This is a genomic window from Sphingomonas sp. Leaf257 (assembly GCF_001422185.1).
GTDB lineage: Bacteria > Pseudomonadota > Alphaproteobacteria > Sphingomonadales > Sphingomonadaceae > Sphingomonas > Sphingomonas yabuuchiae.
In genome coordinates this window covers 107,558-119,650 of sequence record NZ_LMMH01000032.1, presented here as the reverse complement: position 1 = coordinate 119,650, position 12,093 = coordinate 107,558, and the positions used below count along the sequence as shown (strand labels likewise).

Here is a 12,093-nt window from a genome sequence, read left to right as displayed (position 1 = left end):
GCCCATAGCGCAAAATTGCGGAGATTTCTATCCTCCCCTGCAAGGGGAGGTGGCAGGCCACAGGCCTGACGGAGGGGTGTCCCGCTATCGAGAGGGGGGATACCCCTCCGACGCGCTACGCGCGCCACCTCCCCTTCCAGGGGAGGAAAACTTTCACCCCACACACGCCAAGGTCGCGGCATCGATCGCCGCTGCCGCGCCCGCCAGCGCATAGGTATCGGCGAAGGGCCGGTGGCGCGGGTCGACGGCGGAGACGCTCATGCTGCGGCCCGAGCGTATCGCCATGACCAGCGCATGGTCGGTGGCCGCGTCGGGCGCCCAGACGTCCTGGGTGGTGCCGACTAGCGGAAAGCGGCGCTCGCCGATCGCCAGCGTGACGGCGGCGGCGCGGTCGCGGGGGCTGCTGAGATGCGCGTGGAAGGATTCGCGCAGGCGCTTGGCGGGCCAGGTGCCGACGCTGGCAAAGCCGCCGACCCGCCCGTTGGCCAGCACCGGTCTGGCGATGGCGTAGCAGCGATCGGGATCGCGAAACGCGCCCCAGCCCTTGTAGATGCCGATCGTCTCGCGTGCGAGGACCGGCGCGGCGACCAGCGTCAGGCAGAGCGCCAGGCGTTTCATGGGCAAGCCCGGTGGATCACCGTTTCGGCGGAGCCCTCGATCATCACGATCGACCCCTGCGGCAGGCGTTCCGCCACCGGCACACCGCAATGCGGATCATCGGGCAAACCTAGCATCAGCCCGCGCAGCACCCGGCTCGACAGGCCGTGCATCAGGATCAGCCGGTCGCCGTCATGCTCGGCCGTGTCCGCCAGCCACGCGGACAGCCGTGCCGCCATCGCCTCATAACGTTCGCCATCCGGCGCGCCGACCGCCATGCCGTGCGGATGGACGATCGAGCCGTGGATCGAACTCAGCGCCGCGAAATCCTGTCCGCCCCAGCTGCCGAAACCCAGTTCGATGAGCCGCCTATCATGCCGTGTTTCATGCCAGTCGAGCGCCAGATGCTCGGCGATCACCGCCAGCGTCTGCAGCGCCCGGCCGGTGGGCGAGGACCACAGGGTCAGGGCAGGGGATTCGCCCAGCCGTTCGCGCAACGCTTCGCCGATCGCCTCGGCCTGCGCGAATCCCTTGCGGGTCAGCGGGGTGTGCAACTCGACCCGGTCGCCCTGGATACGTCCGATCCGGTTGAACACCGTCTCGCCATGTCGGGCTATATAGTCTCGGCCTTTCCGGGCGGGCGGGGCGGGGTGGGTGGTCATGACCCGCAATCCCTGTCCCGGCTGTTGCCTCCATGCAACGCTTTTTCCTGTTTAGCTGAGGTTCATGCAACGCCTGGGCTTTCGCGTCATTAGTGCCGCAACCGCCGAATGTAACGGCGGCCGGTACAGTAATGGAGTATAGTGTATGCGTAAGCTCATGCTCGCCGCCCTGGCGACCTCGGCAGCCATCGCCGCCGCGGCCCCCGCCGCCGCCCAGACCGCACAGCCCTTCACGGGTTTCCGCGTCGAAGGCCTGATCGGCTATGGCAGCCTCAACGATCGTCAGGGTCAGGACAAGAGTTCGAGCGACGGCGTGCTCTATGGCGCCGCGATCGGTTACGACCTTCCGGCAGGCCCCGTGATCCTGGGTGCCGAGGGCGAGATTTCGGGTAGCAGCTCGGACACGCGCAGTAGCGGCATCCGCGTGCCCGGCGACGAGTTCCGTCTGGGCGCGGGCCGTGACCTCTATGCCGGTGCGCGCGTCGGCTATGTCATCTCGCCGGTCGCGATGGGCTATCTGAAGGCCGGTTACACCAACGCCAAGTTCGATGCGCGCTACACCACGGCGGGCGTCACCACCGTCAATTCGCAGGAAGTCGGCGGCTATCGCCTGGGCGCCGGTCTGGAATATGCGATCAGCCCCAACACCTTCGTAAAGGGCGAATATCGCTATTCGCATTATGACGAACTGGACGGCGTCGGCATCAATCCGAACCGCCACCAGCTGATGGCAGGTCTGGGCCTGCGCTTCTAAGCCGGGATTCTTTTCCACATTAACGGTGGTTTTACTCCCAGTGTAAGAGGGGTCGGAGCCTTGCTTCGGCCCCTTCTTGGCGGGTAGGAACCAAGGCCATTTATCATTCGGACTCGGGGACCATGCGGTCGTTCCGGCGGGGGATCAGGAAATGAAGGCGACGATCGAACGCGCAACGCTGCTCAAGGGGTTGAGCCATGTCCAGTCTGTGGTGGAGCGGCGGAACACGATTCCGATCCTCTCCAACGTGCTGCTGGAGGCGACGGCCGAGGGCCAGCTGCGCATGATGGCGACCGACCTGGACCTGCAGATCAACGACAGCGTCGCCGCCGCCGTCGACCAGCCGGGTTCGACCACCGTGTCGGCGCACACGCTGTTCGACATCGCCCGCAAGCTGCCCGAGGGCGCGCAGGTCCAGCTGACCGCCGCCGAAGGCCGCATGACCATCGTGGCGGGCCGCGCCCGCTTTTCGCTCGGCACGCTGCCGCGCGACGACTTCCCCGTCATCGCCGAGGGCGAATTGCCGACCCAGTTCGAGCTGCCGGTGGAACTGCTCAAGCAGATCATCGACAAGACGCGCTTCGCCATTTCGACCGAAGAGACGCGTTATTATCTGAACGGCATCTTCCTGCATGTCGCCGAGGATAACGGTGCCCCCGTGCTGAAGGCCGCCGCCACCGACGGCCACCGTCTGGCGCGCGTCACCATCGAGCGCCCGAACGGCGCCGAGGGCATGCCCGACGTGATCGTGCCGCGGAAGTGCGTGGGCGAGTTGCGCAAGCTGCTCGACGAGGTGGACGGCTCGGTCGGCGTGTCGCTGTCGGGCACCAAGATCCGTTTCGACCTGGGCCAGGCGATCCTGACCTCCAAGCTGATCGACGGCACCTTCCCCGATTACAGCCGCGTCATCCCGACCGCGAACGACAAGATCCTGAAGCTGGACCCCAAGGCGTTCATGCAGGGCGTCGACCGCGTGTCGACCATCGCGACCGAAAAGACCCGCGCGGTGAAGATGGCGCTGGACCGCGACCGGATCACCCTGTCGGTGACCAGCCCCGAGAACGGCACGGCGTCGGAAGAGGTGCCGGGCGAGTACACCTCGCTGGGCTTCGAGATCGGCTTCAACAGCCGCTATCTGCTCGACATCCTGGCGCAGATCGACAGCGACCTGGTCGAGGTCCATTTGGCCGACGCCGCCGCGCCGACCCTGATCCGCGAGAATGACAAGGCACCGGCGCTGTACGTGCTGATGCCGATGCGGGTGTAAGGCGCTAAAATTCCTCCCCTGCAAGGGGAGGGGGACCATCGCGAAGCGCTGGTGGAGGGGTGTCCCGGCTTGTGATAGATTTCTCGCTGGCGGTTACACCCCTCCGTCAGGCCTTCGGCCTGCCACCTCCCCTTGCAGGGGAGGATGTATTGAGGGCGCATACCCTTTAAGGCGGTCATGATGCTCACCCGCCTGGTCCTCACCGATTTCCGCAATCATGCCGACCTCGCGCTGTCACCGGCGGCGGGGTTCGTCGTGCTGACCGGCGAAAATGGCGCGGGGAAAACCAACGTGCTGGAGGCGGTGTCGCTGCTCGCGCCCGGCCGGGGGCTGCGCCGGGCCGCGCTGTCGGCGATGGCCCGACAGGGGGGCAAGGGCGGGTTCGGCGTCGCGGCGACGCTCGACGGCGATGTCGAGATCGCAACCGGCGCGCTGGCCTCCGCGCCCGAACGGCGGGTCGTCAGGGTGCAGGGGGCGGCCACAAGCGCCAATGCGCTGGCCGACTGGCTGTCCGTTCTGTGGCTGACCCCGGCGATGGACCGGCTGTTCGTCGAGCCCGCGTCCGAGCGGCGGCGGTTTCTCGACCGGCTGGTGCTGGCGCTGGCCCCGGCGCACGGGATGCACGCGACCCGCTATGACGCCGCGATGCGTGAGCGCAACCGGCTGCTGGCGAGCGACGGTCCGGTCGATCCCGACTGGCTGAGCGCGCTGGAGGCGCGGATGGTCGAACATGGCGCGGCGCTCGATGCCGCGCGGGTGGCGGCGGTGGCGGCGCTCGACCAACGACTGGAGGAGGCGCCCGACAGCGTGTTCGCTCGGGCCGCGCTGGCGCTGGAGGGGGAGGCGGTCGACCCGGCGGCATTCTCCCATGCGCTGGCCATGGGGCGAAGGCGTGACGCGGCGGCGGGGCGGACGCTGATCGGGCCGCACCGGGCCGACCTGTCCGTGACGCATGTGGCCAAGGGGCAGGCGGCGGCGCTGTGCTCCACGGGCGAGCAGAAGGCGCTGCTGCTCGGCATCGTCTTGGCCCATGCCGATCTGGTGACCGAGCAACGTGGGCTGCCGCCGGTGCTGCTGCTGGACGAGGTGGCGGCGCATCTCGATCCGTCGCGCCGCGCCGCGCTGTTCGAGCGGCTGGCGGGGCGGGGGCAGGTGTGGATGACCGGGACCGAGCCCGGGCTGTTCACCGATGTGCCGGGGGAGGCGACGCGGGTGGAGTTTTGAGGGGGGCGGGGCTCGGTGAGACACCGGACCCTCCACCATCCCCTCCCGCCTGCGGGAGGGGTGCGTTACCGGGCGACGTTCAGCATACTGAGAAACGGCATCCTACCGTAGCGCCAAGGCACGCCCCTCCCGCAGGCGGGAGGGGATGGGGGAGGGCTCAGGGTCTCCCAGAGACCATCACCCGCGACAGACCCGCATCGCCACCCCGTCCAGCGCCCTGTCATAGCTCGCCGTCTCGCCCGCGCTCAAAAATCCCTGCTTCTCCACGAAGCGGTTCACATCGTGCCGCACCCGTGCAACCGCATTCCACAAGGATTGGGCCTCACTCTGCGACAGGCGACGCGCCTTTCGCGCGGTGCCGATATCCGCCTGAAGGATATCGGCGCGCATCGCGATATGGGCCTGGCGCGGATCGCGGATCGTGCCGCCGACCGGCCCCTTGAGAGCGCGCTGCTGTGTCAGGTTGCAGCTGGGATAGTCCCGCCGCAACGACTGCGCCGAAAGCGGGACGGCGGCGAGCATCGCCAGCATGATGGGGAAGAGTAAGGCCTTGCCGGTCATCGCCGTCTCCAATGCCAAGAAGCGGAAACGGGATACGCGCAAACGGGGGCTCCGGCTCCCGATCGGGGCATGAAATCGGCGTCACGAACGACGTGTCGCCGCCGGGTTTTGCCGCCCGGCGCAAGGGCGGGCGAAAGGGCCGCCGCCCCTCCCATTTCGCTTTCCCTGAGGGCCTGTAATTCCTATATACTCGCTATGGCAGATACCCCCCAGACGAACGAATATGGCGCCTCCTCGATCAAGGTGCTGAAGGGCCTCGACGCGGTACGCAAGCGGCCGGGCATGTATATCGGCGACACCGACGACGGCTCGGGCCTCCACCACATGGTGTTCGAGGTTTCGGATAACGCGATCGACGAAGCGCTGGCGGGGCATTGCGACCGCATCGACATCCAACTGAACGCCGACGGCTCGGTCAGCGTGACCGATAACGGCCGCGGCATCCCGACCGGCATCCACCCCGAAGAGGGCGTGTCGGCGGCCGAGGTCATCATGACCCAGCTGCACGCGGGCGGCAAGTTCGAGAATACGTCGGACGACAACGCCTACAAGGTGTCGGGCGGTCTGCACGGCGTCGGCGTGTCGGTGGTGAACGCGCTATCCGAGTTCCTGGACCTGACCATCTGGCGCGACGGCGAGGAGCATTACATGCGCTTCGCCCATGGCGATGCGGTCGCGCCGCTCAAGGTCGTCGGCAAGGCCGAGCCGGGGCAGAAGGGCACCCGCGTCACCTTCCTGCCGTCGCCCGCGACGTTCAAGATCACCGAGTTCGACTTCGCGAAGCTCGAGCATCGCTATCGGGAGCTGGCCTTCCTGAACTCGGGCGTGCGCCTGTTCCTGACCGATGCGCGGCACGAAGAGCCCAAGACGGTCGAGCTCTATTACGAGGGCGGGATCGCTGCGTTCGTGAAGTGGCTGGACCGGTCCAAGTCGCCGCTCTTCCCCGAACCCATCGCCATCCATGGCCAGCGCGATGCGATCGGCATGGACGTCGCGCTGGAGTGGAATGACTCTTACTACGAGAACGTCCTGGCGTTCACCAACAACATCCCGCAGCGCGACGGCGGCACCCATATCGCGGCGTTCCGCGCGGCGCTGACCCGTACGCTCAACAATTATGCCGACAAGTCGGGCCTCCTGAAGAAGGAGAAGGTCACGCTGACCGGCGACGACATGCGCGAAGGCCTGACCGCGATCGTTTCGGTCAAGCTGCCCGATCCGAAGTTCAGCAGCCAGACCAAGGACAAGCTGGTTTCCTCCGAGGTGCGCCAGCCGCTGGAATCGCTGATCGCCGACAAGCTGGCCGACTGGCTGGAGGAAAACCCGCAGAACGCCCGTGCGATCATTGCCAAGGTGATCGACGCGGCGGCGGCGCGTGAGGCGGCCAAGCGCGCCCGCGAGCTGACCCGGCGCAAGGGCGTGATGGACATCGCCTCGCTGCCCGGCAAGCTGGCCGATTGCCAGGAGCGCGATCCCGCCAAGTCCGAACTCTTCCTGGTCGAGGGTGACTCGGCCGGTGGTTCGGCCAAGCAGGGGCGCAACCGCCATTTCCAGGCGATCCTCCCCTTGCGCGGCAAGATCCTGAACACCGAGCGCGCGCGGTTCGACCGCATGATCTCGTCCAAGGAAATCGGCACGCTGATCCAGGCGATGGGCACCGGCATCGGCCGCGACGATTTCAACGCCGACAAGCTGCGCTACCACAAGATCGTCATCATGACCGACGCAGACGTCGACGGCGCGCATATCCGCACGCTGCTGCTGACCTTCTTCTATCGCCAGATGCCCGAGCTGATCGAGCGCGGGCACCTCTACATCGCCCAGCCGCCGCTCTACAAAGCGACCAAGGGGCGGTCGGAAGTCTACCTCAAGGACGACACCGCGCTCGACGAATATCTGGTCGAGGCGGGTGTCTCGACCATGGTGCTGGAGGGTGCGGGCGGTGCGCGGTCGGGCAACGACCTGAAGACGCTGGTCGATCATGCGCGGCGGATGCGGACCCTGATGCGGTACGTGCCGCGCCGCTACGATGCGTCGATCATCGAGGTGCTGGCGCTGGCCGGGGCGCTCGACCCCGTGCTGACCCGCGAGCAGCGCATGGCGACGGTGGTCGAAACCACGCGGCGGCTGGAGTCGGGCGATCACGAGGCGCGCTGGTCGGCGCGTCTTACGGAAGATGGCGGCGTCCATTTCGAGCGGCTGTGGCGCGGCGTGACCGACCACCATATCGTCGAGGCCAGCTTCATCGCCTCGGCCGAAGCGCGCAAGCTGCATACGCTGGCCGCCGAACAGGCGGAGAGCTTCGCCCATGCCGCCAAGCTGGTGCCGCTGCGTCATGCCGCGACCGAGCCGTCGGCCGATGTCGTGCCGACCGATGAGGACGGCAACGCCACGACGCTGGCACGCGGCGAAACCCGCGTCGCACGGCCGAGCCAGCTGCTGGAGGCGATCCTGACCTCGGGCCGCAAGGGGCTGGCGATCCAGCGCTACAAGGGTCTGGGCGAGATGAATGCCGAGCAGCTGTGGGAAACCACGCTCGACCCGGCGGTCCGCTCGATGCTGCGCGTGACCTCGGACGATGTCGCGGCGGCGGACGAGGTGTTCAGCCGTTTGATGGGCGAAGTGGTGGAGCCGCGTCGCGAGTTCATCCAGGACAATGCGCTGAACGTGGCCAATCTGGACGTGTAAGCCAAATTATCCCGCCCTCCGTTCGGGCTGAGCGAAGTCGAAGCCTAAGGGAATCGCGTGGCCTTCGACTGCGCTCAGGCTGAACGGGGCGGGGGAATAGAACAGTCGAGGAGAGAGCAGGCATGAAGGCGATCGCACTGGGACTGATGCTGGCGGCGGGCACCGTCGCGGTGGCGCAGCAAAAGCCTGCCGCTCCGGCCAAGGTCCCGGCTTATATCACCGCCGCGCTGGCCGACCCCGCGCGCGCCGATCAGGCGGGGGACGACGAACGGCGCCAGGCGGCTGCCGTCCTCGCCTTTTCGGGTGTGAAGCCCGGCGACACGGTGATCGATTACCTGCCGGGAAAGGGCTATTGGACGCGTATTTTCTCGGGCGTCGTCGGGCCGAAGGGCCATGTCTATGCCTATTGGCCCGCCGCCGGGCAGAAATATGCCGAGAAGTCGCTGGGCACGATCCAGGGCTGGAACCTGCCCAATGCGACCGCGCAGGTGCAGGCGGTCAACCTGCCCGCCTCCGACAAGCCGGTCGACCTGTTCTGGACCGTCCAGAATTACCATGACGTCGCCAACAAGGATGCGGCCGAACCGGCGCTGCGCGCCTTCGACCAGGCGGTGTTCAAGCTGCTGAAGTCCGGCGGCACCTATGTCATCATCGACCACGCTGATACGGTGGGGAAGGGGCTGGCCAACACCAACACGACGCACCGGATCGACCCGGAGGCGGTGAAGCGGCAGGTCCAGTCGGTCGGCTTCCGCTTCGTCGGCGAGAGCAAGGTGCTGCGCAATCCGGCGGACGATCATTCGAAGAATGTCTTCGATCCCGCCATTCGCGGGCAGACGGATCAGTTCGTGTACAAGTTCCGCAAGCCTTGAGGTCGAAGACTTAAGCCCCTCCCGCAGGCGGGAGGGGTTTGGGGAGGGCGGGTGCCTCGTGGAGACGGTCGCTTGTGGCGTTCCCTCCCCCATCCCCTCCCGTAAACGGGAGGGGCGTGATGCGCGGAGAGGGCAGGGCTTGGCCTTCGACTTCGCTCAGGTTGAACGGCTGTTGTGGAGGACCTGCTCCCTCGCTCCGTTCAGCCTGAGCGAAGTCGAAGGCCACGGACCACCCGCAACCGCAAGACCTAAAGCAGGATGACATTCCGCTGAGTCGATGCGAGCCCCTCCCCTTCAGGGGAGGGGTTGGGGTGGGGCCTTTCCACGAACGCCGCGCTTGCCGAAGCGCCCCACCCCCGGCCCCTCCCCTGAAGGGGAGGGGTGGGGCCATTTCGGGTCATCAGAGGCTAGACCGGCACCCGCAACACCGCCCGGACCCCGCGATGCGCCGGGTCATATTCCACTGCCGTCTGCAGGCTCTGCGCCATCACCCGGATCAGCTTCGCGCCCAGCCCCGTGCCTTGCGGCTTCTGGTCCGCCGCCATGCCGCAGCCGTCATCCTCAACGGTCAGCACGCAATGGCCATCGGCTTCGTTCACGAAAATCCGCACCTCGCCCCCGCCATCGGGATAGGCATATTTGCAGGCATTGGTGACGAGTTCGGTGATGATCACCCCGATCGACACTGCACGGTCGGTCTTCACCCGGATCGGCTCGGCCGACAGGGTCAGGGTGCGGGGCAGGGCATCGCTCGACCAGCTTTCCCCCAATTCCTCGATCAGCGAACCCAGATAGTCGCGCAGGTCGACCTGTTCCACGTCATTGGCGGTATAGAGCCGCCGGTGCACCTGCGCGATCGCGCGGATGCGGCGTTGCGTGTCCTCCAGCATGTCGCGGGCGCGGGGGTCGGTCAGCACGCCCTTCTGCAACCCGATCATTGCCGAGACGAGTTGCAGCGAGTTGGCGACGCGGTGGTTCACCTCGCTCAGCATCGCCTCCAGCCGGGCATTGGTGGCGCGCAACTCGGCTTCGGCCGCCGCCTTGGCGCGCTCCAGTCGGGTGCGGTCGAGCACCTGGGCAAAGCTGGCGGAGAGCAGGTCGAAGAAATCCTCGCCGACCGTCTTCACTACATAATCCGCCGCCCCGGCCTTCAGCGCGGCGACGGCAATGCGCCCCTCGTCCGATCCGGTGACATAGACCACGGGGGGTGGGTCGGGCAGCGCAGTGATCGCGGCGAGCGTCTCCAGGCCGTCCATGCCGGGCATATAATGATCGACCGCGACCAGATCGAAGCCGCCCTCCGCCGTCCCCGCACCAGCCATCGCGACGCCCTCCGCCCCCGAGGCGGCGGACGCCACGTCATAGCCATGCCGCGCCAGCGCGCGCGACACCAGCCGCCGCAGCGCGTCGTCATCATCGATATAGAGGATGCGGGGGGCCGCGCCGGTCGTCATGACGGGGCGTTCAGCCCTCGACCTCGGGCACCTGGATCACCGACAGGAACAGGCCCAGCTGGCGGATCGCCTGGGCGAAATTCTCATAGTTCACCGGCTTGGTGATATAGACGTTGCAGCCCAGATCGTAGCAGCGCTGGATCTCGACCTTGTCGTCGGTGGTGGTCAGCACGACGACCGGCGCGCGGCGCAGCGGGCTGTTCTCCTCCTTGATCCTGGCGAGGATGTCGGTGCCGCTCATGTCGGGCAGGTTCAGGTCGAGCAGGACCATCGCCGGGCCGCTCTTGGCCGGACCGTCGGGCGCGTGGAACAGATATTCCAGTGCGGTGGTGCCGTCGGTGAAGTGACGGATGTCGTTCAGGATACCGGCGCGCCGGATATTCTTCTCGATCAGGCGGGCATGGCCCTCATCGTCCTCGATCATGACGATGCCCACGGAGCGATGGTCGTTCATTCAGGCACTTTCCTGGGGGGGAGGGGCAATGGAAAGGGTGGGGGGTAGCGAGAGGAAGAAGGTCGCGCCTTCACCCAGTTGGGATTCGACGGAAATCGTACCGCCCAGACGATAGGCGAGCGCGCGGACATGGGCCAGGCCGATACCCTCGCCCGGCTGGTCCTGCTGGCCCGAGCGGCGGAACAGATCGAAGATGCGCTGATGGTCGCGCGGGTCGATGCCCCGGCCATTGTCGCGCACCGCCACGATGACCCGGCCCGGCGTCTCCTGCGCGGAGACATGCACCTCGGCGGGGCGCGACGGGTGGCGGTATTTGGTCGCATTCTCGATCAGGTTGGACAGGATCTGTTCCAGCGCAATGCGGTCGCTGACGACGACCGGCATCGGTCGCTCGATCGTCACGGTGACGCCGCGATCGTCGATGACGTGGCGGATCGCATCGGTGATCTGTTCGACCAGATGGTCCAGCGCGATCATCTCGGGCGCGAGCACGCGGCGGCCTTCGCGGCTGAGTTTCAGGATGGCGTTGATCAGCCGGTCCATCTTGGCGGTCGAGGTGCGGATGAAGCCGATCGCCTCGGGCAGGTCTTCGCGCGCCGCCAGTCGGGCTTCCTCGGTCACGATCTGCGGCGCCTCCGCCTCGGCGCGGTCGATCAGCTCGGCGAGCGGCTGGGTCGCGGCCGACAGCTCGGCGGTGAAGCCCATGACGTTGACCAGCGGCGAGCGCAGATCGTGGCTGACGATATAGGCGAAGCGCTGGATCTCCTCGTTCGCCAGGGCGAGGTCGGCGGTCCGCTCCTTGACCTGATCCTCCAGCGTGGCGTTGAGCACGGCGAGCGCGCTGCGCGAACGATGCAGGTCGCGGGTGTAGCGGCGGATCGTCAGGAAGGTGACGACCGCGACCGCGACGAACAGCAAGGCGGCGATCGCCATGACGGTGGAGAAGGTCTGGCGGCTGGCGACCTGCTCGGCATCGCGAAGGGCCAGCAGGCGGCGTTCCTCGCGCGCCATCGCATCGAACACGCGGCGCAGCTTCTGCATCCGCAGCAAACCGCTGTCGGCACGGAACTGGCGCAGCGCATCGGCGCCGCGCCCCTGCTGGACCAAGGCGTTGGTCTGGCGCTGCGCGGCGTCGAGATCGGCGAGGCGCTGCTCCACCATCGCCATCGGCGCACGCTGGCGCGGATTGTCCGCGGTCAGGCGGCGGAGTTCGTCGACCTGCGGGGCCAGCTCGGTATGGGCGCGCTCGAAACTGTTCAGAAAGGCCTGGGAGCCCGCCAGCATGTAACCGCGCCGGGCGGTCTCCTGCTGCTCGGCCAGACGGCGCACCTCGATCAGGACGCTTTCGACGCGGTAGGTGTGGATGACCCAGTCGCTGTGCCGGTTCGTCTGGCGCACGACATAACCCGCCGCACCCGCCGCGACGAGCAACGCCAGAAAGCCGATCGCCATGGCGGCGACCAGGATGCGGCCGATAGGATTTTCGGCCGGTGCGAGCGTGGGAGACCCCTGCATGGCGCCATGCCTTATCGAAGGAAAAGCAGCGACGCCAGAGCCGTT

The 12,093-nt window shown here is 67.1% G+C and carries 11 protein-coding genes; 5 read left to right on the top strand and 6 right to left on the bottom strand.

The features are described from left to right. Positions 1-153: 153 nt before the first annotated feature. Positions 154-618: a hypothetical protein gene (locus ASF14_RS13340; protein WP_056435748.1), complete on the bottom strand. Its 465-nt coding sequence runs from the start codon at positions 616-618 to the stop codon at positions 154-156. Beyond that, positions 615-1,259, bottom strand: a complete 645-nt coding sequence (locus tag ASF14_RS13335; protein ID WP_056435745.1) for a histidine phosphatase family protein — start codon at positions 1,257-1,259, stop codon at positions 615-617. The genes ASF14_RS13340 and ASF14_RS13335 overlap by 4 nt, the downstream gene beginning before the upstream one ends. Before the next feature lie 145 nt (positions 1,260-1,404). Here ASF14_RS13335 and ASF14_RS13330 point away from each other — a divergent pair, with 145 nt between their 5' ends. The 3 genes from ASF14_RS13330 (at position 1,405) to recF (ending at position 4,504) form a co-directional block, all read left to right on the top strand. After that, positions 1,405-2,013: an outer membrane protein gene (locus ASF14_RS13330; RefSeq protein ID WP_056435742.1), complete on the top strand. Its 609-nt coding sequence runs from the start codon at positions 1,405-1,407 to the stop codon at positions 2,011-2,013. Positions 2,014-2,164: 151 nt separating this feature from the next. Beyond that, on the top strand, positions 2,165-3,280 hold the full coding sequence (gene dnaN, locus ASF14_RS13325) for a DNA polymerase III subunit beta (protein WP_056435738.1): 1,116 nt from the start codon (positions 2,165-2,167) through the stop codon (positions 3,278-3,280). Between the two features lie 180 nt (positions 3,281-3,460). After that, on the top strand, positions 3,461-4,504 hold the full coding sequence (gene recF / locus ASF14_RS13320; protein ID WP_056436406.1) for a DNA replication/repair protein RecF: 1,044 nt from the start codon (positions 3,461-3,463) through the stop codon (positions 4,502-4,504). Positions 4,505-4,681: 177 nt separating this feature from the next. Here the strand turns inward: recF and ASF14_RS13315 are convergent, their stop codons facing one another. Next, positions 4,682-5,065 carry a hypothetical protein gene (locus ASF14_RS13315; RefSeq protein WP_056436403.1) on the bottom strand — a complete coding sequence of 128 codons (384 nt, stop codon included), beginning with the start codon at positions 5,063-5,065 and terminating at the stop codon, positions 4,682-4,684. 195 nt (positions 5,066-5,260) lie between these two features. On the opposite strand from ASF14_RS13315, the gene gyrB reads away from it, so the two are divergent. After that, positions 5,261-7,753 carry a DNA topoisomerase (ATP-hydrolyzing) subunit B gene (gyrB, locus tag ASF14_RS13310; protein ID WP_056435735.1) on the top strand — a complete coding sequence of 831 codons (2,493 nt, stop codon included), beginning with the start codon at positions 5,261-5,263 and terminating at the stop codon, positions 7,751-7,753. A 122-nt stretch (positions 7,754-7,875) separates the two neighbouring features. After that, complete coding sequence (locus tag ASF14_RS13305) at positions 7,876-8,625, top strand: class I SAM-dependent methyltransferase (RefSeq protein WP_056435732.1); 750 nt, start codon at positions 7,876-7,878, stop codon at positions 8,623-8,625. Between the two features lie 407 nt (positions 8,626-9,032). Here ASF14_RS13305 and ASF14_RS13300 read toward each other — a convergent pair whose 3' ends face one another. From ASF14_RS13300 to ASF14_RS13290, 3 genes are read right to left on the bottom strand one after another with little or no spacing between them, the layout of a single operon-like run. Continuing rightward, positions 9,033-10,079 carry a sensor histidine kinase gene (locus ASF14_RS13300; protein WP_056435730.1) on the bottom strand — a complete coding sequence of 349 codons (1,047 nt, stop codon included), beginning with the start codon at positions 10,077-10,079 and terminating at the stop codon, positions 9,033-9,035. 10 nt (positions 10,080-10,089) lie between these two features. Next, entirely contained in the window at positions 10,090-10,533 is a 444-nt protein-coding gene (locus ASF14_RS13295; RefSeq protein ID WP_042485336.1) for a response regulator, read from the bottom strand. Next, positions 10,534-12,048: a sensor histidine kinase gene (locus ASF14_RS13290; RefSeq protein ID WP_056435729.1), complete on the bottom strand. Its 1,515-nt coding sequence runs from the start codon at positions 12,046-12,048 to the stop codon at positions 10,534-10,536. It lies immediately after the preceding gene. Between the last annotated feature and the right edge of the window lie 45 nt (positions 12,049-12,093).

Excerpts from the sequence above, each read along its gene's own strand:
- ASF14_RS13335 (WP_056435745.1), bottom strand. The coding sequence starts at position 1,259 with ATGACCACCCACCCCGCCCCGCCCGCCCGGAAAGGCCGAGACTATATA.
- ASF14_RS13340 (WP_056435748.1), bottom strand. The coding sequence starts at position 618 with ATGAAACGCCTGGCGCTCTGCCTGACGCTGGTCGCCGCGCCGGTCCTC.
- ASF14_RS13305 (WP_056435732.1), top strand. The coding sequence starts at position 7,876 with ATGAAGGCGATCGCACTGGGACTGATGCTGGCGGCGGGCACCGTCGCG.
- ASF14_RS13315 (WP_056436403.1), bottom strand. The coding sequence starts at position 5,065 with ATGACCGGCAAGGCCTTACTCTTCCCCATCATGCTGGCGATGCTCGCC.
- ASF14_RS13290 (WP_056435729.1), bottom strand. The coding sequence starts at position 12,048 with ATGCAGGGGTCTCCCACGCTCGCACCGGCCGAAAATCCTATCGGCCGC.
- ASF14_RS13295 (WP_042485336.1), bottom strand. The coding sequence starts at position 10,533 with ATGAACGACCATCGCTCCGTGGGCATCGTCATGATCGAGGACGATGAG.
- gyrB (WP_056435735.1), top strand. The coding sequence starts at position 5,261 with ATGGCAGATACCCCCCAGACGAACGAATATGGCGCCTCCTCGATCAAG.
- recF (WP_056436406.1), top strand. The coding sequence starts at position 3,461 with ATGCTCACCCGCCTGGTCCTCACCGATTTCCGCAATCATGCCGACCTC.
- dnaN (WP_056435738.1), top strand. The coding sequence starts at position 2,165 with ATGAAGGCGACGATCGAACGCGCAACGCTGCTCAAGGGGTTGAGCCAT.
- ASF14_RS13300 (WP_056435730.1), bottom strand. The coding sequence starts at position 10,079 with ATGACGACCGGCGCGGCCCCCCGCATCCTCTATATCGATGATGACGAC.
- ASF14_RS13330 (WP_056435742.1), top strand. The coding sequence starts at position 1,405 with ATGCGTAAGCTCATGCTCGCCGCCCTGGCGACCTCGGCAGCCATCGCC.